Origin of the sequence: Streptomyces coeruleorubidus (assembly GCF_008705135.1) — a bacterium.
Taxonomy (GTDB): domain Bacteria; phylum Actinomycetota; class Actinomycetes; order Streptomycetales; family Streptomycetaceae; genus Streptomyces; species Streptomyces coeruleofuscus.
Genome location: NZ_CP023694.1, coordinates 512,135 through 536,400, shown reverse-complemented (window position 1 = coordinate 536,400; position 24,266 = coordinate 512,135). Strand labels below are relative to the sequence as shown.

General features: G+C 70.5%; 18 protein-coding genes and 2 pseudogenes. 11 read left to right on the top strand and 9 right to left on the bottom strand.

What is annotated here, in order from left to right:
* Positions 1 to 108: 108 nt before the first annotated feature.
* The 7 genes and pseudogenes from CP976_RS02565 to CP976_RS02535 all read right to left on the bottom strand — a co-directional run.
* Positions 109 to 1,614 carry a sugar ABC transporter ATP-binding protein gene (locus CP976_RS02565; protein WP_150478812.1) on the bottom strand — a complete coding sequence of 502 codons (1,506 nt, stop codon included), beginning with the start codon at positions 1,612 to 1,614 and terminating at the stop codon, positions 109 to 111.
* 20 nt (positions 1,615 to 1,634) lie between these two features.
* Positions 1,635 to 2,600: a sugar ABC transporter substrate-binding protein gene (locus CP976_RS02560; RefSeq protein WP_150478811.1), complete on the bottom strand. Its 966-nt coding sequence runs from the start codon at positions 2,598 to 2,600 to the stop codon at positions 1,635 to 1,637.
* Positions 2,601 to 2,683: 83 nt separating this feature from the next.
* Complete coding sequence (locus CP976_RS02555) at positions 2,684 to 3,697, bottom strand: ABC transporter permease (RefSeq protein ID WP_150478810.1); 1,014 nt, start codon at positions 3,695 to 3,697, stop codon at positions 2,684 to 2,686.
* 93 nt (positions 3,698 to 3,790) lie between these two features.
* A complete protein-coding gene (locus tag CP976_RS02550) occupies positions 3,791 to 4,600 on the bottom strand; it encodes an SDR family oxidoreductase (RefSeq protein WP_150478809.1) in 810 nt (269 codons plus the stop codon).
* The gene (locus CP976_RS02545; RefSeq protein ID WP_150478808.1) at positions 4,597 to 5,577 is read right to left on the bottom strand and encodes a transketolase family protein; all 981 of its coding nucleotides are present in this window, start codon (positions 5,575 to 5,577) and stop codon (positions 4,597 to 4,599) included. Before CP976_RS02545 ends, CP976_RS02550 begins: the two co-directional genes overlap by 4 nt.
* Positions 5,574 to 6,455, bottom strand: coding sequence for a transketolase (locus CP976_RS02540; protein WP_150478807.1), 882 nt, complete (start codon positions 6,453 to 6,455; stop codon positions 5,574 to 5,576). Before CP976_RS02540 ends, CP976_RS02545 begins: the two co-directional genes overlap by 4 nt.
* A 622-nt stretch (positions 6,456 to 7,077) precedes the next feature.
* Positions 7,078 to 7,575, bottom strand: a pseudogene (locus CP976_RS02535) (ABC transporter substrate-binding protein); the annotation flags it as partial.
* Position 7,576: 1 nt separating this feature from the next.
* On the opposite strand from CP976_RS02535, the pseudogene CP976_RS02530 reads away from it, so the two are divergent.
* Positions 7,577 to 8,068: pseudogene (locus CP976_RS02530) on the top strand (aromatic amino acid lyase); the annotation flags it as partial.
* Between the two features lie 26 nt (positions 8,069 to 8,094).
* Here the strand turns inward: CP976_RS02530 and CP976_RS02525 are convergent.
* The gene (locus CP976_RS02525; RefSeq protein WP_150478806.1) at positions 8,095 to 8,703 is read right to left on the bottom strand and encodes a GOLPH3/VPS74 family protein; all 609 of its coding nucleotides are present in this window, start codon (positions 8,701 to 8,703) and stop codon (positions 8,095 to 8,097) included.
* A 212-nt stretch (positions 8,704 to 8,915) separates the two neighbouring features.
* Here CP976_RS02525 and CP976_RS02520 point away from each other — a divergent pair, with 212 nt between their 5' ends.
* The 10 genes from CP976_RS02520 (at position 8,916) to CP976_RS02475 (ending at position 21,593) form a co-directional block, all read left to right on the top strand.
* Complete coding sequence (locus CP976_RS02520; protein ID WP_150478805.1) at positions 8,916 to 9,530, top strand: dihydrofolate reductase family protein; 615 nt, start codon at positions 8,916 to 8,918, stop codon at positions 9,528 to 9,530.
* Positions 9,531 to 9,632: 102 nt separating this feature from the next.
* Entirely contained in the window at positions 9,633 to 11,024 is a 1,392-nt protein-coding gene (locus CP976_RS02515; protein ID WP_150478804.1) for an amidohydrolase, read from the top strand.
* Positions 11,014 to 12,054, top strand: a complete 1,041-nt coding sequence (locus tag CP976_RS02510; protein ID WP_150478803.1) for a LacI family DNA-binding transcriptional regulator — start codon at positions 11,014 to 11,016, stop codon at positions 12,052 to 12,054. The genes CP976_RS02515 and CP976_RS02510 overlap by 11 nt, the downstream gene beginning before the upstream one ends.
* A gap of 79 nt (positions 12,055 to 12,133) precedes the next feature.
* Positions 12,134 to 12,883 (top strand): glutamine amidotransferase, encoded by a 750-nt coding sequence (locus tag CP976_RS02505; protein WP_150478802.1) that lies wholly within the window; start codon positions 12,134 to 12,136, stop codon positions 12,881 to 12,883.
* Positions 12,883 to 13,632 (top strand): purine-nucleoside phosphorylase, encoded by a 750-nt coding sequence (gene deoD / locus CP976_RS02500; RefSeq protein WP_150478801.1) that lies wholly within the window; start codon positions 12,883 to 12,885, stop codon positions 13,630 to 13,632. The genes CP976_RS02505 and deoD overlap by 1 nt, the downstream gene beginning before the upstream one ends.
* 112 nt (positions 13,633 to 13,744) lie before the next feature.
* Positions 13,745 to 14,839 carry a BMP family lipoprotein gene (locus CP976_RS02495; protein ID WP_229875860.1) on the top strand — a complete coding sequence of 365 codons (1,095 nt, stop codon included), beginning with the start codon at positions 13,745 to 13,747 and terminating at the stop codon, positions 14,837 to 14,839.
* A 16-nt stretch (positions 14,840 to 14,855) separates the two neighbouring features.
* The gene (locus tag CP976_RS02490) at positions 14,856 to 16,442 is read left to right on the top strand and encodes an ABC transporter ATP-binding protein (protein WP_150478799.1); all 1,587 of its coding nucleotides are present in this window, start codon (positions 14,856 to 14,858) and stop codon (positions 16,440 to 16,442) included.
* Positions 16,439 to 17,560: an ABC transporter permease gene (locus CP976_RS02485; RefSeq protein WP_229875862.1), complete on the top strand. Its 1,122-nt coding sequence runs from the start codon at positions 16,439 to 16,441 to the stop codon at positions 17,558 to 17,560. Before CP976_RS02490 ends, CP976_RS02485 begins: the two co-directional genes overlap by 4 nt.
* Positions 17,557 to 18,492, top strand: coding sequence for an ABC transporter permease (locus CP976_RS02480; RefSeq protein ID WP_150478798.1), 936 nt, complete (start codon positions 17,557 to 17,559; stop codon positions 18,490 to 18,492). The genes CP976_RS02485 and CP976_RS02480 overlap by 4 nt, the downstream gene beginning before the upstream one ends.
* 113 nt (positions 18,493 to 18,605) lie before the next feature.
* Positions 18,606 to 21,593 carry an esterase-like activity of phytase family protein gene (locus CP976_RS02475; protein ID WP_150478797.1) on the top strand — a complete coding sequence of 996 codons (2,988 nt, stop codon included), beginning with the start codon at positions 18,606 to 18,608 and terminating at the stop codon, positions 21,591 to 21,593.
* 107 nt (positions 21,594 to 21,700) lie between these two features.
* Here the strand turns inward: CP976_RS02475 and CP976_RS44605 are convergent, their stop codons facing one another.
* On the bottom strand, positions 21,701 to 24,133 hold the full coding sequence (locus CP976_RS44605; protein ID WP_150478796.1) for an MFS transporter: 2,433 nt from the start codon (positions 24,131 to 24,133) through the stop codon (positions 21,701 to 21,703).
* Positions 24,134 to 24,266: the final 133 nt, after the last annotated feature.

The following is a 24,266-nucleotide window of genomic DNA, read 5'->3' as shown; positions in this document are numbered from 1 at the left end:
GGCCTCAACGGCCCGGGCGAGAGACGGAAGGAGCCCCACCGGCACACCGACGGCGTGGGGAGACCGCTGCCCGGGCCGTAGGCCCGGGCAGCGGGTCAGGCCAGTGGCTCATGCCGTAGCGAGGTGCATGACCGCCGAGTTCGTCGCCTCCTCCGCCGGCAGGATGCCCTGTTGCCGCCCTCGGCTGAGGACCAGCACGCGGTGGGACAGTCCCAGGACCTCGTCGAGATCGGAACTGACGACCACGACCGCCATGCCCGATCGGGCCAGGTTCGCGATCACCTCGTAGATGGCCGCCCGGGCACCGACGTCGATGCCACGGGTGGGCTCGTCGAGGATGATGACCTTGGGCTTGCGCTCCAGCCACTTGGCGATGACGACCTTCTGCTGATTGCCGCCGGACAGCGTCCGCACCGGCTGCGCGGCCCGTCCTTTGACCGTCATCATCTTGATGGCGTCGGTGGCGACCTCGGTGACGCGCTGCGGGGTCAGCCAGCCTTGCCGGGCGACCCGGCCGAGGCTGGGCAGCACCACGTTGTCGCCGATCGAGAGGTCGAGCACGGCGCCCTGGCCCTTGCGGTCCTCGGGTACGAGCGCCACCCCGGCCTCGATGGCGTCCCGGGGCCCGCGCAGCCGCAGCACCCGGCCGTCGACGGAGACCTTTCCCTCGGTCACCGGGTCGACTCCCGCTATCGCCCGCACGACTTCGGTGCGTCCGGCGCCGACGATCCCGGCGATGCCGAACACCTCGCCGGCGCGCACGCTGAAGGAGACATCCCGGAAGGAGGGGTTGGACAGTCCCTCCACGCGCAGCACCTCACGCTCCGTCGGCACTCCCGGGTCGGGGAAGAGCCGGTCGACGCTGCGTCCCACCATCTCCTCGACGAGCTGTGACACGGGCACCTGCGCGGTCGCATGGGTGGCGACCCGCTGCCCGTCCCGCATCACCACGATGCGGTCGCAGATACGGGCGATCTCCTCCAGGCGGTGGCTGACGTAGATGAAGGACACGCCTTCCTTCCGCAGCGCGTCGATCCGCTCGAAGAGGTGATCGGTCTCGTCACCGCCCAGAGCGGCTGTCGGCTCGTCGAGGATCAGCAGCCTGGCGTTGAGGGTGAGGGCCTTGGCGATCTCGACCTGTTGCTGCGCGGCCACACGGAGCGTGCCGACCAGCCGGGTGGGGGAGATGTCCAGCCCGAGACGGTGCAGTTGTTCCTCGGCGCGGCGGTTCATCTCCGTACGGTCGATGCGTCCTGCTCGGGTGAGGAGCCGGCCCAGGAAGACGTTCTCCGCGATGGACAGGTCCGGCAGCAGGCGCGTCTCCTGATGGATGAGCCCGATGCCGTGAGTGATGGCGTCCCCTGGCGACTTCGGCTCGTAAGGCCGTCCCTGCCAGGTCATGTGACCGGTGTCGGAGGGGAACGTGCCGGCGATGATGTTGCCGATGGTGGACTTCCCTGCGCCGTTCTCGCCGAGCAGTGCCACCACCTCGCCGGGGCGCACGTCGAAGTCGATCCGGTCCAGGGCCTGTGTCGCGCCGAAGCGCTTGGACACGCCCCGCACGACCAGGCCCTCGTGTGCCTGGTCCCTCGTGACTTGGCTGACGTTCGTCATGATGACGTCGCTTCCCGGGCTCAGGGGTGGGTCTTGATGTACTCGTCGGCCTTCGCCTTGTCGTCCTTGGTCAGGAGGAAGGCGGGCTGCAACTGCGTCGCCGGGACGTCCTTGCCGCCGAGGACGTCCAGCGCGGTGCTCACCGACATCCGCCCCATCTTCTGGGTCTGCTGGACCATGGTGGCGTCGATGGTGCCGTTGCGGACGGCCTTCAGGCCCGCGACGTCGCCGTCGAAGCCGACGATCAGACGCTTCTTGCCGTCGGCGCTCTTCACCGCCTGCGCGGCACCGAGGGCCATCGCGTCGGCCTGACCCCACATGATGTCGATGCTCGGGCGGGCCTGGAGCATGTCCTGGGCCACGGAGTACGCCTTGTCCTGCGCCCAGTCGGCGGTCTGCTGTGAGACCACCTTGATCCCGGGCGCCTCGGCGAGCGCCTGGCCGAAGCCCTTCTGCCGGTCGACCTGTGGAGTGGTGCCGATCTGGCCCTGGAGGATGGCCAGTTGGCCCTTGCCGTCCTTCTGCTTGATCACCCACTCGCCGAGTGTCTTGGCGGCCGCGACGCTGTCGGTGGCGATGAACGACTTGCCCGGGGCGTCCCCGGGGTTGCGGTCGACCGTGATGACGGGGATCTTCGCGCGTTCCGCCGCCTTCACCGGCACACCGGCGGCCGTGGCGCCGGCCGGGATGTAGATGATGGCGCTGACCTGACGGCTGATGAAGTCCTGGATCTGGTTGACCTGGGTCGCCGCGTCACCGCGGGCGTCCGCCACCACGACCTTGACGCCCTTCTTCTTCGCTTCGGCTTCGACGGACTGCTTGATCTGGTTGAAGAAGTCGGCCTGGAGATTGGCGACGGCGAGACCGATCGTCACCGGCTTGCCGTCGGCGGTGGCCGTGCCGGCGCTTTCTCTGTTGCATGCGGTGACGCTGACGGCGAGGGCGGCGACGATGCCGGTGGCGATCCAGCGGTAGTGCGACTTCATGGCGATGGTGCTCCTTCGGGAAGCGGACCCGGCGACTCGGGGAGAGCGGCGGTTCCAAGTGGGGTGGGGACGGGCTGAGACGGTCAGCGCGTCTCGTGTCGGCGCAGGACGTCGACCATGACGGCCAGAGCGATCACCACGCCGATGACGATCTGCTGGACGAACGGGGAGACTCCGAGCAGGTTGAGCCCGTTGTGCAGGACGCCGATGATCAGGACGCCGAACAGGGTTCCGGTGACGGATCCGACGCCGCCGCTCAGGCTCGCGCCGCCGATCACCACGGCAGCGATCGCGTCGAGTTCGTAGCCTGTTCCGGCGCTCGGCTGCGAGGAGTCGAGACGCATCGAGAGGAAGACACCGGCCAGGCCGACCAGGACGCCGGTCACGGTGTAGACGAGCACCGTCCTCTTCCGCACGCTGATGCCGGCGAGCCGGGCGACCTCCGAGCTGCCGCCGATGGCGTACAGCTCACGCCCGCCGGTCCGGTAGCGCATGTAGGCCCACCCCGCCACGTACAGCACGACCAGCACGAAGGTGACGAAGGTGAAGACGCCGAGGTACCGCACGGTGGAGAGGTTGCCGAACCACTCCGGGTACCCGACGATCTGCTGTCCGTCGGTGATGACGTTGGCCAGGCCACGGGCGATCGACATCATCGCCAGGGTGGCGATGAAAGGCGGGAGTTTCGTGAAAGTGACGCCCAGCCCGTTGGCCAGGCCGCACGCTCCCGCGACGCCGATCGCCACGAGCGCGCTCAGCCACAGCGGCCAGCCCAGGTCGTGGGAGGTCCACCCGAGCACCATGGTCGCCAGCGCCAGCACGGCGCCGACCGAGAGGTCGATGCCGCCGGTGATGATCACGGCGGTCATGCCGAGGGCGAGAAGACCCAGGATCACCGCCTGGTCGACGATGTTCAGCAGATTGTTCTGGGTCAGGAAATACGGCGTCGCTATGTAGAAGACGACGCACATGACGATCAGGCCCACTGCCGGACCGCGGGATCCTGTGAGCAGTCCGGTCACCCAGGACGGCGCCTTCAGCCGTCGTTCGGCCGGCGGTGCGTCCAGGGGCTTCGCCGCGTTGCTGGTCGTACTCATGAATGTCTCCGGATAGTGAAAAGTGCATCCAGGTCGGGAGGGGTGGCATGGACCGCATGCGGTCACCGGCGCTGCCGTCACGGGCGTGACGTGCTAGTTCATGAACATCCCCCCGTCGACGTTGACCGTCTGGCCCGTGATGTACGCCGCTTCCTCCGAGGCGAGAAAGAGCACGAGATCGGCCACGTCGTCGGCTGTGCCGGCCCGTCCCAGCGGGATGTTCGCGACCCACTCGGCCATGAGCTCGCCCGGTTCGTAGTCGCCGAGCAGCCGGCCCCAGGCGCGGTCGTTGTAGTCCCACATGTCGCTGCCGACGATGCCGGGGCAGTAGGCGTTCACGGTGATCCGGTCCTTGGCGAGTTCCTTCGCCAGACTCTGCGTGAGACCCACGACACCGAACTTGCTGGCCGCGTAGTGCGGCGTGTAGACGAAGCCCTGACGTGCCTGGCCCGAGGCGGCGTTGAGGATGCGCCCGCCGCGTCCGTGCCGTCGCATGCTCGCGGCGGCGGCCTGGGAGCAGAGGAACGTCCCGGTGGTGTTGACGGCGAGGACCTTCTGCCAGTCGGCGAGGCTCAGGTCCTCCAGCGGGCTGATGGTGATGAAACCGGCGTTGTTGACCAGGATGTCCACACCGCCCCGGGTGCGGTCGGCGAGGTCGAAGGCGCGGGCCACGTCGTCCGCCGAGGTCACATCCGCACGGACGCCGAGCGCGCTGCCGTCGGGGTGCTGGGCGGAGACCTGCTCGGCCGTCTCCTCGACCGCCGCGGACAGGTCGAGCATCAGGACGTCGGCTCCTTCGCCCGCGAACCGGGCGGCTATCCCGCGCCCGATGCCCTGTGCCGCCCCGGTGACGACGACGCTCTTGCCCGCGAACCGGCGGGAACACCTTTCAGCCGTGCTCATTGCGCACCCCCGTGGCGGTCATCGGCCACGAGATCCCGTACGGCGGAGACGATGCCGTCGGCCGTGAGCCCGAAGTGCTCCAGCAGGAAGGCGGCACTCCCGGTCGGGGCGAACTCGCGGTGCACGCCGAGAATCCGCATGGGTACGGGATGCTTCTGCGCCACGATGCCCGCCACCGCCGCGCCGAGGCCGCCCGTGGTGGTCGCCTCCTCGACGGTGACGATGCCTCGCGTTTCCCGAGCGGCCCGCAGGACGGCTTCCACGTCCAGCGGTTCGACGAAGGTCATGTTCAGCACCCGTACACCGACGCCCTCGGCACACAGCGTCTCGGCGGCGGCCAGGGCGCGGGAGACCATGGTTCCGACGGCCATGACGGTGACGTCGCCGCCGCTGGTGAGCTGGAGGCTGCGCCCGGGTTCGAACGGTGCGTCCCGCGGCGTGACCGACGGGACCTTGAACCGCGGGATCCGCAGGTAGGTGGGGCCGTCGTGCGCGGCGGCCCAGCGTACGGCGGCGCGGGTCTGCTCCGGGTCCGCGGGCACGGCGACGGCCAGGTCGGCGATCGCTCGCATCCAGGACAGGTCCTCGATCGAATGGTGGGTCGGACCCAGCTCCCCGTAGGCCAGACCAGGGCTCTGGCCGCAGAGCACCACCGGAAGTCCGTTGTAGGCGGCGTCGGTCTTGATCTGCTCCGTGGCGCGGCCGGTCAGGAAGGGACCCGCCGCGCTGACGAACGGAACGAACCCGCCGATCGCGAGCCCGGCGCCGACGCCGACGAGATCCTGCTCGGCGATGCCGACGTTGATGAGGCGGTCGGGGAAGAGCTCTCTGAACCGGACGAGGTTGCTCGACCCCACGGAGTCGTTGCAGACAGCGACGATCCGCTCGTCCTCGGTGGCCAGCGCGATCAGTTCGTCCGCGAACGCCTGGCGGCAGTCGTAGGTCTGCGTGGTCTCGGGTACGACGTCGGCAGTCATCGGCTGAGCTCCTCCAAGGCGGCCTGAACCTGCGCGGCGTTCGGCACCTTGTGGTGCCACTCCACGCGGTCCTCGATGAACGACACGCCCTTCCCCTTGACGGTGTCGGCCACGACGGCGACCGGCCTGCCGGTGGTGGAAGGGCGCAGTGCGGACAGCAGCTCTCCGTGGTCGTGTCCGTCGACCCCCCGGACCTCCCAGCCGAAGCTCGCCCACTTGTCCGCGAGCGGCTCGAGCCGCTTGGTCTCCTCGGTGCGAGCACCCTGCTGGAGACGGTTCCGGTCGACGACCGCCGTGAGCGAGGCGAGGTCGTAGTGCGCGGCGGTCATCGCCGCCTCCCAGTTGCTCCCCTCCTGGAGTTCGCCGTCGCCCAGGACCACGAAGGTGCGGTACGGGCGGCCGGCCACCTTGGCCGCCAGGGCACAGCCGACCGCGACGGGGAAGCCGTGCCCGAGGGGCCCGGTGTTCGTCTCGACGCCCGGCACCTTCCGGCGGTTCGGGTGGCCGTTGAGCGGGGAGAGCGGCGCCATGAACGTGGACAACTCGGACAGCGGGAAGAAGCCGCTGTGGGCGAGCGTCGCGTACAAGGCGGCCGCACAGTGCCCCTTGCTGAGGATGAAGCGGTCGCGATCGGGATCGCGCGGCTTCTCGGGGTCCACGGCCAGCACCCCGCCGAACAGGGTGACGAGGATGTCCGTCACCGACAGATCGCCGCCGATGTGACCGAGCTGGGCGCCGTCGATCATCCGCACGACGCTGCGCCGCACATCGGTGGACAGCTGCCCCAACTCGCGGAGCCGGCCGGCCAGATCTTCCTCGGCGACACGCCGACGCCGTTCCCGGAACCGCACGGTCCCGGCTGGGTCTGTGGTGAGCATCTGGATCGTCCTTGATCGCTGGATCTGGGGGCCCGACGGGTCTCGCGGCGTCGGCCGGAGAGGCTCGGCGAACGGGGCGAGGCGTGGATGCGGGGTGGGGCAGAGACTGGCCACCGGAACGGGCTGAATAGCTATTCACTGGTGAATCGCGAACGCCATCATGCTGGGCGCGTTTCGGCCACGTGTCAATAGGGTGAATCGATGCCTTTGAAGCCCGCCGAAGTCGGGATCGGCCAGGCAGGGGCGGCACGCGTGCCTGTCGCGTCATGGCGCCGGGGGCGGTGAGGGCCCGTCTGGCCTCACCGGCGCAGGTTTGAGCGCTGTGACTGAAGTGGCGGGAGGCCGCGACGGGAAGAGGCGCGGTTCCGCGCCGCTGGCGTCGGGGTGCCGGCCGGGGCCATGGCGGCCTCATCGGGCTGGGCGAGCTTCACGCGTCAGTACGAACAGCTCACCGGGACGTGCCCGTGCTGGCGAGGGTGACGCAGGCCGGCGCCGTTATGTTCCGGGGGCCGGACGGAGTCCTCGACGACCTCGTGGTCGGAGATGAGCCGCCGGCATCCCCTGGAGCTGCCGGTTCAGCGTCTCGGTGTGTCTCCAGGGGGCAGTCGGATTCCCGGCGTCCTCAAGCCAGCCCGTGCTGCTTCGCGTACGCGTTCGCCACGTCCTCCGGGTCCTTCTTGTCCTTGTCCACCTGGCGGTTGAGCTCGGTGAGCTGGGCCGTGGTGAGGACGTTGCCGAGGCGGGCCAGGGCCTTGCGGACCGTGGAGTCGGCCTTGCGGTCGGCGATGAGCGGGACGACGTGCTGGCCGGGGATGAGGTTCTCAGGGTCGGTCAGTACCACCCAGTCGTTGGCCTGGACGTCGGTGTCCGTCGTGAAGAGGTTCGCCACGTCCACGTCGCCCTTCTTCAAGGCGCCCTTGACCAGGGGACCGGAGGAGTCGACGGACTTGAACTCCTTGAACTCCACCCCGTGGACGTCCTTGAGGCCGACCACGCCCACCTGGCGCTTCTTCACCTCCGGTGCCGCGCCGATGACCAGCCTGCCGTTCTGCTTCTTCAGGTCGGCCAGGGAGGTCAGGCCGTATTTCTTCGCCGTCTCCCGCGTGACCACGAAGGCGTCCAGGCTGGCCCTCACCCAGGTGGCCCGGCTGTCGACGTCACGGCTCTCCACCCTCAACGAGCCCGTCTTCACCCGCCTGCGCCCCTTCCTCGCCGACCACCAACCCGCCTCCTCCGGTGTCATGATCCTTGAGTACGCCGCCGGCGCCGCCCTCGGCGATCTGCGGGCCTTCTCGGCGCCCGCGTCGCTCGGCCACGCCGTACTCTCCCGAGGCGTCGAGGAACAGCCCAGCTTCGCGTCGCTCGCCGCACGTCAGACGCTGCGCGCGTGCGGTGCGTACCGTCTGGTCGTCGGCTGCGAACTCGTCGCCGTGGTACGGGCGTTGCGCCAGCGCGAGATCTGGCCCGATCCGGATCTTCCTGTGGGCCGCGCGCTGGAGCTCGCCCTGTCGGTACTCGACGAGGACCAGGCCGACCGGCCGCTCACGGATGACGTGACGGCTGCGGCCGCACTGCTCGACCGTTTCACGGACATCTGGAGGAGGGGCGGGTGATGGTGTGGCCGCCGAGCGCGCGGCTTCTAATCGCCCCGCCAGATGTTGTCGAAGGCCGCCTCGTCGATGGCTCGCCGTTGCCGTTCGGCCTCCAGACCCCTCACCGCGTCCTGGACGGCAGCGAGCACTGTCGCCACGGCCTCGTCGGCCACGCTCGGTGACTCTTCAGTCAGTTCGTCGCCGGTCCCGGCGGCTGCCGCGAGGGCGGCGAGGACGGGCTCACCCGACGCATACCGGGTCGCCGCGTGGCGGCGTTCGGGCGAATCAACCAGCACCGTGTGAGTGGGCTGGAAGATCATCCAACGGTGGTGGCGTCGACGGCTGAGCCGCCCTTCTGCTTCAAGGGCGGCCAGATAGGCCTCGGACAGGTCGCGGCCCCTGCGCCACAGCCAGGCGTCGACCGAGTCGTACGGCGCCTGCCGCGCGAGCGACGACGCAGCCTCGTCCAGCATCCGATCAGCCACAGCACGCCGGTCACTCGGCACGATGTGATCACCGGCCAGCGTGACGGCCCGGGCGTCCAGGAGGTCGATCAGCTCGGCTCCCGCGAGCGCGAGTGACAGATTCCCTCGCTCCAGCGCGCGACTGGCCGCCAGGTCCATGGTGGTGATCAAAAGGTCCCGTGGCGTGGTCATGAGCGGCTCCCCCTCACCTCAAGGAGCTGGAGGCGAGCGACGCGGTGCGCCGGATGCGCTTCGGCCCGCCAGGCAGCACTCCTGTACGAGCCTACGGAGCGAGGACGACGGCCGCACCCCAGCGGCCGCCCGGCGTGGTCGGTGCGATGCGTGAGCGATGAGTTGCGATGCATGAGCGATGAGTCTGGGCGGCGGATCGGGTCTGCCCTCGTATGACTCGCATCATCGCTGACATCTCGGTCTCTCTCGACGGTTTCGTCACCGGGCCCGACCCCGGCCCGGACAACGGCCTGGGCACCGGCGGCGAGGCCCTGCACACCTGGGCGTTCTCCGACGACCCCGACGACCGCCGGTATCTGCGCGAGGGGACCGCCCGTTCGGGCGCCGTAGTCCTCGGCCGCCACCTCTTCGACGTGGTCGACGGCCCGAACGGCTGGGACGACAAGACCGGCTACGGCGCCGGCGAGGTCGGCAAGCCCGCGTTCGTCGTCGTGACCAGCTCGCCACCGGAGTCGGTGCGGCTCACCGACCTCGACTGGACGTTCGTCACCACCGGTCTGTCCGACGCCGTCACCGCCGCGCGCGAGCGCGCCGAGGCGGCGTCGTCGCACAGCGGCAAGGATCTCGACGTCGTCCTCATGGGCGGCGGCGCCACGATCGGCTCGGCGCTCGACGCCGGGCTGGTCGACGCGTTGACGCTGCACCTCGCCCCCGTCGTGCTGGGCGCCGGGACGCCACTGTTCACCGGCGGAGCGCCACGCACGCTCGTGCAGCGGAGCGTGCTCTCGACATCGACGGCGACGCACCTGACCTACGACGTCCTCTGACGACGTCGTTTCGGTCTCCTCACCGCTCGGCCGGGCGGTGGTTCGGCAGGGGCCCGGACCTCAGGGTTGTGCAAAACGTTTTGGATACCTAGCTTGTGCGCCATGAGCGACAGAACGCCCCCAGCGACCGGCCGCCTCCTGGTGAGCGGCTGCGATGTGCTGCGGGTCCCGCCGGAGGGCGAGTGCGAGATTCTGCGGGCTCAGGACATTGTCGTGACGGACGGCGTCATCGAGGCGGTACGGCCGACCGGCACCACCGGCATCCCCGGTCCGACCGGCGCCACCGGTCCGACCGGCGCGACGGACGTGATCGACGGGCGCGGCCTGCTGGCCGTTCCCGGCCTGGTCAACGCGCACACGCACAGCCCCATGGTGCTGATGCGCGGCGCGGCCGAGGACGTGACCGTCGAGGGCTGGTTCAACGACCGCGTCTGGCCGATGGAGTCCAACCTCACCCCCGAAGACGTACGGGCCGGGGCCAGGCTCGCCTGCGCGGAGATGATCCGCTCCGGTGTCACCACCTTCGCCGACCACTACTTCTTCCCCGAGCAGATCGCCGAGGCGGTCGCCGAGACCGGCCTGCGGGCCGACATCGCGCCCACGTACTTCAGCAGCCGGGGCGAGGCGGCCCTGGAGGACACGGTGAGGTTCGCGGAGGCCTGGCACGGCGGTGCCGACGGCCGGGTCACCGTCTCGCTCGGGCCGCACGCCCCGTACACGGTCGACGACGGCGACCTGCGGACCCTCGCCGGGCACGCCCGGCGGCTCGGCCTGCGCATGCACATCCACGCCGCCGAGCACCTGGAGCAGACCCGGTCCAGCCTGGAGCGGCGCGACATCACCCCGATCCGTGTGCTGCACGACACGGGGGTCCTCGACGCAGGCGCCCTGATCGCGCACGGCTGCGGGATCGTCCAGGACGACCTGCCGCTGCTGGCCGAGTACGCCGGCACGACCGCCGTGGCCTGCTGCCCCAAGGTGTATCTCAAGCACGCCCTGTCCCCGCTCACCCCGGTCCGCGACCTGCTCGACACCGGAGTCGCGGTCGCCGTGGGCACGGACGGCGCCGCCGGCCACAACACGCTGGACGTGTGGGAGGCACTGCGGCTGGTCGCCCTCACCCAGAAGCAGGCCGTGCGGGACGCCACCTGGATGACCGTCTCGGACACCCTGCGCCTGGCCATGCGCGGCGGGGCCCGAGCCCTCGGTCGGCGGGACGAGATCGGCGCGCTGGAGCCGGGCATGCGCGCCGACATCGTGCTCACCGACCTGACCGGGCTGCACTGCCGTCCGTTGCACGATCCCCGCGCCGCGCTGGTCTACAGCGCCCGCGCCAGTGACGTACGGACGGTCGTCGTCGACGGCCGGGTGCTGATGCGCGACGGCCGGCTGCTCACCGTGGACGAGCCCGCGCTGCTGGCCGAGGCCGATGCCCGGGTGGCCCGGATCCTCGACACCTCCCACGGCAGGGCGGTGCAGCACTATGACCCCTGAGCCCTTCCAGCGGGAGGCGGTCCGGCGCCCGGCCTCCATCAAGGACGTGGCCGCCGCGGCAGGCGTCAGCGCCACCACCGTCTCGCACGTCCTCAGCGGCAACCGGCCGGTCAACGAGCACACCGCCGCACGGGTCCGCAGTGTCGTCAATCGGCTCGGCTACGTCCCGGCGTCCCTGGCCCGCAGCCTCCAGGCCGGTTCCACCTCGGTGATCGGCCTGCTGATCCCCGACATCAGCAACACCTTCTTCGCCGAACTCGCCAAAGGCGCCGAGGACGCCGCCCACGACCTCGGCTACGGCCTGATCCTCTGCAACACGGAGTTCGACGCCGACCGCGAGGACCGCTACCTCGGCATGATCCGCAGCCGGTTCATCGACGGCATGGTGTACGCCTCGGGATCCCCGCCGTCCCGGCGGAGGCTGGAGGCACTGATGGGCAAGTTCCCCATCGCGCTCGCCGACGAGGAGGTCGAGGGACTGGAAGGTGCCCTCATCGCCACCGCCGACCACGAGGCGGGCGGGCGGCTGGTGGGGGAGCACCTCCGGACGCTCGGTCACCGCCGGGCCCTGATGCTGACCGGCCCGCGCGCCCTGAGGAGCAGCAACGCCCGTGCGAACGGTTTCGTACGGGCCTTCCGGGGCGAGGTCGTCGAACTCGTCGGCGACTTCAAGGAGAGCTCCGGGTACGGCCTCGTCGCCAAGCTCCTCCAGGAAGGCGGTCTCCCCGAGGACTGCACGGCCGTCTTCGCTGCCAACGACCTGATGGCCTTCGGCGCCCTCCTGGCGCTCAGGGAGGCGGGACTGTCGGTGCCGGAGGACGTCTCGGTGGTCGGCTTCGACGACATCCGGGCGGCCTCGCTGGCGCATCCGCCCCTGACCACCGTCCACCAGCCGGCCTACGACGTGGGCCGCACCGCCACCGCGCAGCTCCTCCAGTACGTCACCCGGGGCGAGGTCCCGCCCGCCTCCCGGCACACCCTCCCCGTCGAACTCAAGGTCCGCGGCAGCACGGCACCCGCCGCCCGCTGACCCCACGCCAGACCCCAACTGCCATTGCGCCGCACGGAGTTCCCGTGCCGATACCCCCTGCCTCGAAAGGCGGTTCGCCATGCCCAGAGTGCTCGTTGTCGGCGAGTCCTGGTTCACCTACACGGTCCACCAGAAAGGCTTCGACGCCTTCCACACCAGCCAGTACACCGAGGGCGGAGGTGCCTTCCTGGACGCGCTCCGCTCACGCGGCCACGACGTGACCTACGTGCCCTCGCACGAGATCCCGACCCGGGTCCCTGCCACCGCCGACGGCTTCGACGCCTACGACGTCGTCGTCATCAGCGATGTGGGCGCCAACAGCTTCCAGCTCCCGCCCGAGACCTTCGACCACTCCGTCCCCGCGCCCGACCGGTCCGAGCTGGTGCGCGGCTTCGTGGAGCGGGGCGGCGGGGTGCTGATGATCGGCGGCTATCTGACCTTCAGCGGCATCGACGCCCGCGCGCGCTGGGGGCGGTCCTCGCTCGCCGCCGCCCTGCCGGTGACGATGCTGGACCGCGACGACCGGGTGGAGCTCCCGGCCGGAGCCGCCCCCGAAGTGGTGGGCGAGCACGCGGTCGTACGAGGGCTGGAGCGGTCCTGGCCCGCGCTGCTCGGCCTCAACGAGGTCGCCGCGCGGCCGGAGGCGTCGCTGCTGGCCGAGTGCGCCGGGCACCCCCTGCTCGTCGTCGGCGGCCACGGCGCGGGCAGATCGGCGGCGTTCACCTCCGATGTGGCACCGCACTGGGCACCGCCGCCGTTTCTGGCCTGGAAGGGGTACGCCGAACTGTGGGACCGGCTGGTGCGCTGGCTCGCGAGAGCGGAGCTGTGATGCCCGGACAGGTGGACACGTCCGTCACCGGTACTCCCCACATCGCCGCCGCCCCCGGGGATTTCGCGCCCCTCGTCCTGATGCCGGGCGACCCGCGCCGCGCCCGGCGGATCGCCGAGACCTTCCTTCACGACGCGCGGCAGGTCACCGACGTACGCGGCATCCTCGGCTACACCGGCAGCCATCAGGGCGTGCCGATGTCGGTGCTCGCCTCCGGCATGGGCATCCCGTCCGTGACGATCTACGCGACGGAGCTGTTCCGCCACTACGGCGTGCGCAGGATCGTCCGGGTCGGCACAGCCGGCGCGATCCCGGCCTCGGTGTCCCTACGGGACGTGGTGCTCGCCTCCGCCGCGCACACCGACTCCAGTCTCAGTCGCGTCCTCGTGGAGGGCGTGACCCTCTCCCTCGCCCCCTCCTACGGGCTGCTCCGTGCCGCCGCGGACGCCGCCGAGCGGGAGTTCTCCGGGACCGAGGCCGTGCACATCGGGCCGGTCTTCAGCAGCGACCACTTCTACCTGGACCGCCCCGCCCTCTTCGACGCCCTGGAGCGCCGGGGCACGCTCGCGGTCGAGATGGAGGCGGCGGGGCTGTACGCCGTGGCCGGCGCGGAGGGTGGTGAGGCCCTCGCGGTGCTGACGGTGTCCGACCACCTCCGCACCGGTGACGCCCTCACGGCCGAGGAACGCGAGACGGATTTCGACCGGACGCTGCGCATCGCCGCCACCGCGCTGCTCACCGACGACTGAAGTTCCCCCACCCGAAATGAAACAGAAACCGGGCAACGTAGCCAAAACGTTTTGCACTTTCTACTGTCAACGCAGCCGCTCACTCGGCAACGAAATGATCAGGAGATCGAAGATGAGATACGGAAGAAGCGCCGCCGTCGTCGTGACAGGGATGCTCGCGCTGACCGCGTGCGGAGGATCGGGCGACATGGACGATTCCGGAGCGGCCTCGTCCGGCAAGCCGCGGATCAAATTGGTGATCAATGGCGGGCTGGGCGACAAGTCGTTCTTCGACTCCGCCTACGCAGGTCTGCGGCGGGCCACGAAAGACCTCGGTTACCAGCTCAAGGTGGTGGAGCTCGGCTCCGACCGCACCAAGTGGGAGCCCGGCTTCGAGGACGCCGCCTCGGCCGACGACTACGACATCCTCGCCGCCGGCACCTTCGACGTCACCGACTACATCGGCAAACTCGCGCCGGAATTCCCCGACAAGAAGTTCTGGGTCTTCGACGCCCCGGTCGACTACAGCGGCAAGAACGGCGCCTGTTCCAACAAGTGCGAGAACGTCTACTCCGTCACCTTCAAGCAGAACGAGGGCGGCTATCTCGCGGGATTCCTGGCCGAGAAGCTGGTGGCCGCCAAAGCCCTCAAAGGAGCCGAATCGCTGAAGAAGGTCGGTGTCATGGGAGGCGTGAAGATCCCGCTGATCGAGGACTTCGTCGTCGGCTTCACATCGGGCTTCCGGGCCGCCGGCGGAAAGAAGTCCGACGTCCTCGTCCAGTACGTGGGCGGCGACAAGCCGTTCGGCGATCCGGCCAGGGGCAAGGAGATCAGCACCGCCATGTACGGCCAGGGAGCGGCGCTGGTGTGGCCGGTCGCCGGGCTCTCCGGGCTCGGCACCTTCGAGTCGGCCGTCACCGCCAAGCGGTACGCGTTCGGTGTCGACTCCGACCAGTACCAGACCCTCAGCGACCAGGCGCAGAAGAACACCGTCGTCACCTCCATCCTCAAGAACGTCGGCAACGCCCTGTACCAGGCCGCGCAGGACGACCAGAAGGGCTCCCTGAAGTACGGCGCCGTCTCCAGCGTCGGCCTCGCCGAGGACGCCGTCGGCTACGTGAACGACGACCACTTCAAGGAGTTGGTGCCCGAGACGATCCGCACCGAGGTCCAGGAAGCCGCCGACAAGGTCAAGTCCGGCTCCGTCACGGTGCCCAGCGCCCTCTAACCGAACGGCCTTGACGATGAACGAGCCATGGGGCGAGGACGGTCCGGCCGTCGCCGCCCGCCAGGTCACCAAGACCTACGCCAACGGGGTGCGCGCGGTGCGCGCCGTGGACCTGGAGGTCCCGCCGGGCGAGATCCGGGCGGTCGTCGGCGAGAACGGCGCGGGCAAGTCCACGCTGATGAAGATGTTCTACGGCCTGGAACAGCCCAGCACGGGCGAGATCCTGGTCGGCGGACGGCCACGCGTACTGCGCGGCCCGGCCTCGGCGATCGCCCTGGGTGTGGGCATGGTGCACCAGAACCTCATGCTGGTGCCGTCCTTCACCATCGCCCAGAACGTCGTCCTCGGTGTGGAGCCGGGCCGTCGCGGGCTGGTCGACCCGAAGGCGGCCGTGGAGACGACCGCCCGGCTCGCGGAGGAGTCCGGACTCACCGTCGACCCCAAGGCGCGCGTCGACGAGGTGTCGGTCGGGATGCGTCAGCGCACCGAGATCCTCAAGGCGCTCCACCGGCAGGCACGCGTACTGATCCTCGACGAGCCGACCGCCGTGCTCACCCCGCAGGAGAGCGAGGACCTGTTCGCCGCCGTGCGCCGGCTGCGCGACGGCGGGATGACCGTGCTGTTCATCTCGCACAAGCTGCGCGAGGTACGGGAGATCAGCGACCAGGTGAGCGTGATGCGCGCCGGTGCCCTGGTCGGCACGATCGCCACCGCCGACGCCACCGAGCGCTCCCTCGCCTCGATGATGGTCGGCCGGGACATGTCCCTGGACGTGGACCGCACCCCTGCCCGTCCCACGGACACCACCCTGCGGGTACGGGGCCTCCGCTACGAGGCTCCGACCGGCCAGTCCCTGCACGGTCTCGACTTCGACGTAGCCGCCGGGGAGATCGTCGGCGTGGCCGGCATCGAGGGCAACGGCCAGAGCGAACTCGCCGAGATCCTCGCCGGATTGCGCCGCCCGACGACGGGCACGGTCCACATCGACGGCACCGACACGGCCGGTCTCGACGTGGCAGGACACCGCAGGGCCGGCATCGGCTACGTACCGGAGGACCGGCTGCACAACGGCGCCGCCCTCGACGCGTCCATCGCCGACAACCTCGTCGTCGACCGCCACGAGCGACCGCCCCTCGCCCGCCACGGTGTCCTGCACCCGGGTGCCGTACGCGCCCACGCCGAGCAGCTGATCGACCAGTACGCGATCCGCACGCCCGACCCGTCGGTCCCGGTACGCGCGCTGTCCGGCGGCAACATGCAGAAGGTCATCGTCGCCCGCGAACTCTCCGCACAGCCAAGCCTGTTGATCGCCTCCCAGGTCACCCGCGGGGTCGACATCGGCGCGATGCGGTTCATGTACGAGCGTCTGGTCGACGCGCGCGACACGGGCGCCGCCGTCCTGCTCATCTCCGCCGACCTCACCGAACTCCTCGCCCTCTCCGACCGGTTGCTCGTCCTCAAGGACGGCCGCCTGGTCGCCCGGTTCGACGACACGACCGGCCTCACCGAGAAGCGGGTCGGGCTCTACATGCTCGGCGTCGAGGAGCACGACCGCGGCCGGCTCACGACCGGTCTGGAGAACGTGGGGGAGGAGGCCCCGTGACCACCACCCCCACGACCCTGATCGAGACCGAGGACCGCCGCCAGTACCGGGCCACCCGGCGCCGCGACTTCGCCGTCGACCTCAGCATGGCCCTGGCCACCATCCTGGCCGCCCTGGCCATCGGCTTCCTCGTCATGCTCGCCACCGGCAACGACCCGGTACGGGCCTACGAGGTGATGCTCACCGGCCCGCTGGACCGCTCCTTCCGCGTCGGCCGCTGGCTGGAGGACGCCACCACCCTCACCCTGCTCGGGCTGTCGGTCGCGATCCCCTTCCGCGCCCGGCAGATCAGCCTCGGCGCCGAGAGCCAGGTCTACGCCGGTGCCCTGGCGGCCGCGACCGTCGCGATCTTCCTGCCGCTGCCACCCGTCGTCGCCGTGATCGTGCCCATGGCCGCGGCAGCCGCCGCGGGCGCCGGAATGGGCCTGGTGCCCGGCGCCATGAAGGCACGCCTCGGCGCCAACGAGATCGTGGCCACGCTGATGCTCAACGCCATCGTCGTCCGCGTCTACGACTACCTCGTCAACGGCCCGCTGAAAGAGTCCGGCAGCAGCGCCGTGCACTCGAAGTCCGTCCAGCAGGACTCCGCGCTCACGCCGCTGAGCGACTGGTTCGGCGTCCCGCTGGGCCGGGCCAACATCGGTTTCGGGGTGATGCTGCTGACCGCCGTCGCCCTGTGGCTGCTCATCACCCGCACCCCGCTCGGCTACCGCATCCGCATGACCGGCGCCAACCCCGACTTCGCCGCGTACGGCGGCATCCGCGTGCCCCGCGTCATCGAGTGGAGCTTCGTCATCGGCGGCGCCGTCGCGGGCCTGGCCGGCGCCCATCTCGTCCAGGGCGCGTACGGGAGGCTCGAACCCGGGCTCGCCGGAAGCCTCGCCTTCGAAGGGATCGTGGTCGCCCTGCTCGCCAGGAACAACCCGCTCGTCGTCGTGGTCGCGGGACTCTTCTACTCCTACCTGCGCGCCGGGGGCGACATCATGGAACAGCAGACGGACGTCGGCACCGAGATCGTGGTGGTCATCCAGGCGGTCATCGTGCTGCTGGTCACCGCCCAGGCCCTGCCCAACCTGCTCAAGCGGCGGATCGCGCGCAGGCAGGTGGGCGTCCGATGAGTTCCGTGCTCGACGTCGTCCTCAGCAGCGCCTTCCTGGCCGCCGCGCTGCGGATCGCCACGCCGTACCTGCTCGCCGCCTTGGGCGGGCTGGTCGCCGAACGCGCCGGCATCAGCAACATCGCCCTCGAAGGCCAGATGCTCTCCGCCGCCTGCACCGGTGCGCTCGTCGCCGGATACAGCGGCTCCGTCACCGTGGGCGCGCTCTGCGGAGTCGCCGTGGCGACACTCCTGGGCGTACTGCTCGCCGCCCTCCGCCTGGAACTGGGCGCCGACGCCATCATCGCGGGCATCGGCCTCAACCTCCTCGCCTCCGGCGGCACCGCCTACGCCGTCTACAGCCTCCTCGACGACAAGGGCGGCACCTCCGGCCTGAAGAGCGGCAGCCTGCCCACGGTCACCCTGCCGGGCGTCGAGAACGTGCCGGTGCTCGGCGATGTGGTGAGCGGCCAGAACATGGTCACTTGGCTGGCCTTCCTGGCCGCGCCGTTCGTCGCCTGGCTGTTCTACCGCACCCGCTTCGGCTTCCATCTGCGGGCGGTCGGGGAGATGCCGGACGCGGCGGCCTCGGTCGGCATCGCCGTACGGCGCGTCCAGTACACCGGACTCGCCCTCAGCGGGGCCCTCGCCGGACTCGCCGGGGTCTTCCTCAGCATGGGCTACGTCTCCTTCTTCGTACGGGACATGACGGCCGGACGCGGTTTCATCGCCCTCGCGGCCGTATTCCTCGGCGGCATGCGGCCGTGGGGTGTCTTCCTCGCCGCGCTCGGCTTCGGAGCGGCGGAGGCACTGGCCGTGCAGCTCGGTTCGCTCGACGTACCGCCGCAGCTGGTGTCGACGATCCCGTACGCGATGACGCTGGTCGCCCTCGCCCTGTACGCGTGGCGCCGCAAGCGCCGGGGCCGTGTCGTGCCGACCGCCGCCTCACTCTGACGCTTAGTCAACCCCTCTCTCACTGGGCTCTCCCACCCGTCCGCACCTTGCCGAGCGTGCGGGTCGGCGAGTCATGCCCGCACGCCCGTGCGCCGCCTCTTGGAAGGACACTCATGCGCCACAGATCCCCAGCGCGCCGCAGACGCCCGCTCCTGGCTTCCCTCGCCGCGGCCGGCCTCCTCGGCAGCCTGGCCCTGACGAACGGCTTCGCGGCGGAACCCGAGGCGGACACCTCCGCCAAGCCGCAGGACGTGCGGCTCCTCGACACCCTCACGGTCCCGGCCGGGACGACGGAGTTCGGCATGCCGTTCGGCGGCTTGTCCGGCATCGACTACGACCCGCGGTCCGGCGAGTACGTCGCCCTCAGCGACGACCGCTCGGAGAACGGCAAGGCTCGCTTCCACACCCTCCGACTCCCGCTCGACGGGGCGGCTTTCGCCGGTGACAAGCCCGCCCTCGACGGCCTGACCGTGCTCGCCGACACCACCGGCGAACCCTTCGCCCCCAAGGCGGTCGACCCCGAGGCGATCCGCTGGACACCGGACGGCGAGAGCCTGCTGTGGACCAGCGAGGGCGCCTCTTCGGCCGGGCAGCCCGCCTTCGTCCGCGAGGCGACCACCTCCGGCGGGTACGTACGCGAACTGCCGCTGCCCAAGGCGTACGCCCCCGTCCGCTCGGCCTCGGGCACCCTCACCGCCGGGGTGCGCAACAACCAGGCCCTGGAAGGGCTCACCCTCTCCCCGGACGGGCGCAAGGTGGTCACGATCACCGAGAACGCCCTTGTCCAGGACGGCCCAGCGGCCGGGCTGACGGTCAAGAGCCCGTCCCGCCTGCTGCAGATGGACCGTCAGACAGGGAAGCCGGAGGCCGAGCACGTCTACGAGGTCGACCCGATCTCCGACGCGCCCACCGCGCCCCTGCCCGCCCCGGTCGGCACGTACTCGGCGGACCGGGGTGTCTCCGAGATCCTCGCGATCAACGAGACCGACTACCTCACCGTCGAACGCTCCTTCGCCTCCGGTGTCGGCTTCTCCATCCGCCTCTACTGGACCAGCACCATCGGCGCGACGGACGTCAGCGGCAAGGAAGCCCTGTCCGGCACCGAGAAGCCCATGTCGAAGAAGCTGCTGTACGACTTCACCACCTCCGGCGCCGACGCCGACAACGTCGAGGGCATCACCTGGGGGCCGCGGCTGCCCGACGGCTCCCGCTCGCTCGTCCTCGTCGCCGACGACAACTTCGGCTTCAACGGCAGCGTCACGAAGTTCCACCTGCTGTCGGTCCGGCCGGATCTCCTCGCCACCCGCACCCCGGACGTCAACCGGGACGGCGCCGTCAACGCCAAGGACCTGGCGGCTGTCCCGACCGCCGGTGCGGCCGGAGACCTCGACGGCAACGGCCGTACGGACGCCGTCGACGTCCGGTTGTGGATCTCGTACACCCGCGCCTTCCCCACCACGCAGCAGCCGCCTTCCACCGTCGACGTCCAACTGCTGTCCTTCAACGACTTCCACGGCAACCTGGAGCCGCCCACCGGACGCGACGCCAACCTCGGCTCAAAGCTCGACCCCAAGTCCACGCCCGTCGGCGGCGCGGAGTACCTCGCGGCCCGGCTGGGCCAGCTCCGGCAGGGCACGGACTCCTCGCTGACCGTCGCCGCGGGCGACATCATCGGCGCCAGCCCCTTCCTGTCCGGCCTCTTCCACGACGAACCCACCGTCGAATCCATGGAGAAGCTGCACCTGGACGTGACCAGCGTCGGCAACCACGAGTTCGACGAGGGCACCGACGAACTGTTGCGCATGCAGCACGGGGGCTGCCACCCCGAGGACGGCTGCTTCATCGAGGACGAGCCGTACGACGGCGCGAAGTTCCCCTGGCTGGCCGCCAATGTCATCGACCGCGACTCCGGCAAGCCCCTTCTGGCGCCCACCTGGGTGAAGAAGGTGGACGGCGTGAAGGTCGGCTTCATCGGCATGACGCTGGAGGGCACCCCCGAGGTCACCGGCCAGTCCGGCATCACGTCCGTGCGCTTCCTCGACGAGGTGCAGACCGCGAACGCCTCCGCCCGCGAACTGCGCCGCCAGGGCGTGGAGGCGATCGTCGTCCTGCTGCACGAGGGTGGCGTGCAGGCCGGATCGTACGGCCAGTGCGACGGCATCTCCGGCCCGATCGTGGACATCGCCAAGGACCTCGATCCGGCGATCGACACCGTGGTGACCGGCCACACCCACCAGCCGTACATCTGCTCCCTGCCCGACCCGGCCGGCCATCCCCGCCTGGTCACCTCGGCATCGTCGTTCGGCCGGGTGGTCACCGAGACACGGTTGCCGGTGGACCGCCGTACCGGGGATGTCGTACGGGACCAGGCAGCCGCGATGAACCACCTCGTCACCCGCACCGGCGCCAAGGACGCCGACCAGAGTGCCGTCATCGACAAGTGGAAGGCGCTGTCGGCGCCGCTGGCCAACCGGGTCGTCGGCAGTGTCACCGCCGACATCACCCGCTCCGAGACCCGCGACGCCGAGTCCGACCTGGCGAACCTCGTCGCCGACGCCCAACTCGCCGCCACCTCGGCACCGGAGCGCGGCGGAGCCCGGATCGCCCTGATGAACCCGGGCGGGGTGCGGGCGGACCTGGTGCACGGGTCGTCGACGGGCGGTGAGGCACCCGGGGAGATTACGTACGCGGAGGCCTTCGCCGTACAGCCCTTCGCGGGGTCCCTGGTCTCCGTGAACCTGACGGGGGCGCAGATCGAGAAGATTCTGGAGGAGCAGTTCAACGACTCCGGCACCCGGGCACCGACCCTCATGCTCGGCGTCTCCAAGGGCCTGACGTACTCCTTCTCGCGCGGTGCCCCGGTCGGCGACCGCATCGACCCGGCGTCGATCACGCTCAACGGCGAACCACTGAAGCCGGACGCCACCTACCGGGTTGCCGCGAACACCTTCCTCGCCGCGGGCGGCGACGGCTTCACCACCTTCGCCGAGGGCACCGGCACCGTCGGCGGCGGGGACGACATCGCGGCCCTCACCGACTACCTCACCGCCCACAGCCCGGTCGCCCCACCGGGCACCGACCGCGTGACCGAGCTGCCCTGACGACAGCGCGGGCCCGGCACGTCCCCTGACGCCACCGACCACCGGGCCCGGGGACCCTCACCGCCGGGCCGGGCGCGCCGCTCTTCGCGCGTCCGGCCCGGCGACTCTCACTCGCCCGGGTGGGAGAGCTCGATGTCGTGGCTCTGCACACCGGAGCCGTGCACGGTCAGGTTGGTGGCCTTCGGCGGGTAGCCGGCCGCCATGAGCGTGTACTCGCCGCCGTCGAGGTCGGCGAAGGCATAGCCGCCGTCCTCGCCGGTGGTCGCGCTGGCCACCACGTTGCCGGCCGCGTCGACGAGCGTGACCCGCGCGTCGTTCAGCGGCCCGCCCGCGGCCTGGACCACGCCCTGCACCTGCAAGCCGGAGGACAGTTCGACCTCGGTCCTGGTGACGCCCTGCGCGGCGATCTCGACGGGCAGCGCCACCGGCCGGTAGCCGGCCGCGGTCACCGCGAGGGTCAACGGGCCGGGCACCAGCTCGGCGAAGCCGAAGGTGCCGTCCGTGTCGGTCAGTCCGGCGGCGAGCACGTCGCCGCGCACGTCGGCCGCGACCACCATGGCGCCGACGACCGGCTCCTTGCGGTCGGCCGACCTGACCGTGCCGGCCAGGCCGCTGGTGCCGGAGAGCAGGATGTCGTACGAGACCGGCTCGTCGCCGACCACCACCGTGGAGGCCTGCGGCTGGTAGCCCTCGGCGGAGGCGATGAGCACGTAGCTTCCCGCGCCCGGCGCGTCCACCGTGTACGAACCGTCCGGGTGGGCCACCACGCGGCCCACCTGCCGCCCGCCAAGGGAGACCAGGGTGACGGCTGCCCGCGGCACGGGTGCCGACTCGGCGCCGATGACGAGGCCGCTGACCGGGATGCCGCCGGAGGACAGGACCGCGGCAGCGGCGGAACCCGAGGTCGCCGCCGGGACCGGCGAAGTGTCTGTGGCGGCTGCGGCCGGGCTCGCCACGTTCTCGTCGTCCTCGTCCTTCCGGCCGCGAAGGCCGAACGCCGCCAGGGCGGCGCCCAAGAGGGCGAGGACGCCGGTGACCAGGACGGCGGTGTGGACGCCGTTCATGAAGGCGGTGTGGCTGCCCTCCACCACGGCCGTCCTGAGCTGTGCGGGCATCGCGTCGGAGACCGGGGCGACGCCCATCGCGACCGCGTCCTTCGCCTCCTCGAAGCGAGCGGCTGCCGAGTGGGGCACGCCGGCGTCGGTCAGCGAGTCGGTGAGGGTGGCGCCGACGCGGCTGCTGATGAGGGAGACCAGCACCGATGTGCCGAGCGCTCCGCCGACCTGGAGCGAGGTGGCCTGGAGGCCACCCGCGATGCCACCGTCCTGGACGGGGGCGTTGCCGACGATCGCGTCGGAGGACGCGGACATCACGATGCCGACGCCGAGACCGAGCGCGACGAACGGCGGCCACATGGTGGCGTACGAGGAGTCGGCGCTCCACGTGAGCATCGTGAACGCGGCGCCGGCTTGGAGCACCATCCCGAGCGGCATGGTCAGGCGCGGGCCGAACTTCTCGGTGAGCTTCGCGCCGAGCGGGGAGGCCAGCATGGAGGCGAGGCTGAGCGGCAGGGTGCGCACACCGGACTCGACGGGCGTGAAGCCGCGTACGTTCTGCAGGTACAGCATCACGAAGAAGATCGCGCCGAGCAGGACGAAGAAGTTCAGCGCGGTGACGAACACACCGATGGTCAGGGCCGGGTTGCGGAACAACCGCATGGGCAGGAGCGGGTGCGCGACACGGGTCTCGTACCAGCCGAAGAGGACCAGGACGACGACACCGCCGACGATCGCGCCGAGCGTGCCGGCCGAAGTCCAGCCCCACGTCTCGCCCTTGACGACGCCGAAGACGACGGCGAGCAGGCCGAGGGCGAGCAGCACGACGCCGGGCACGTCGAACTTCTCGCTCGCTGCCGCCTCGTTCCTGGACTGCGGCAGCACCACGAGGCCGAAGACGAGGGCGATCACGCCGATGGGGGCGTTGATGTAGAAGACCGACTCCCAGTTGACGTGCTCGACGAGCAGTCCGCCGACGATCGGGCCGAGCGCGGTGGAGACGGACGAGATCATCGCCCAGATGCCGACCGCCATGCCGAACTTCTTCGGTGGGAACACGGCGCGCAGCAACGCGAGGGTGTTGGGCATCAACATCGCGCCGAAGAGGCCCTGTACGGCACGGAAGGCGATGACACCCTCGATCGAGCCGACGAGTCCGATCGCGACGGACGCGGCGGTGAATCCGACGACGCCGACCAGGTAGACCGTACGGCGCCCGAGGCGGTCGCCGAGCTTGCCGCCGAGAATGAGGGCGGCGGCGAGGGCGAGCAGGTAGGAGTTGGTGACCCACTGCAGTTCGGCGGTGGTGGCGTTCAGGTCGCGGGCGATCTCCGCGTTGGCGATCGAGACGACGGAGCCGTCGAGGCCGACCATGAACAGGCCGAACGCGACGGCGACCAGCGTCAGCCAGGGGTTGGCGCGAAGGCCGCGGTGGTGGGGGCCAGATGTGGGAGTGGGCGCTGGGGAGACAGCGGTGACTGACATGTGTGAGCTGTCCTCGGGACGTGCGGCGCGCGGCTGGGGCGCGTGGACATGTGTATGAGGGGGGAGATGTGTATGCGAGCAGCACACCCAGCCCCCGCCGCGGCAGCGGCAAGGGCAGTAGGCGTACGGGGAG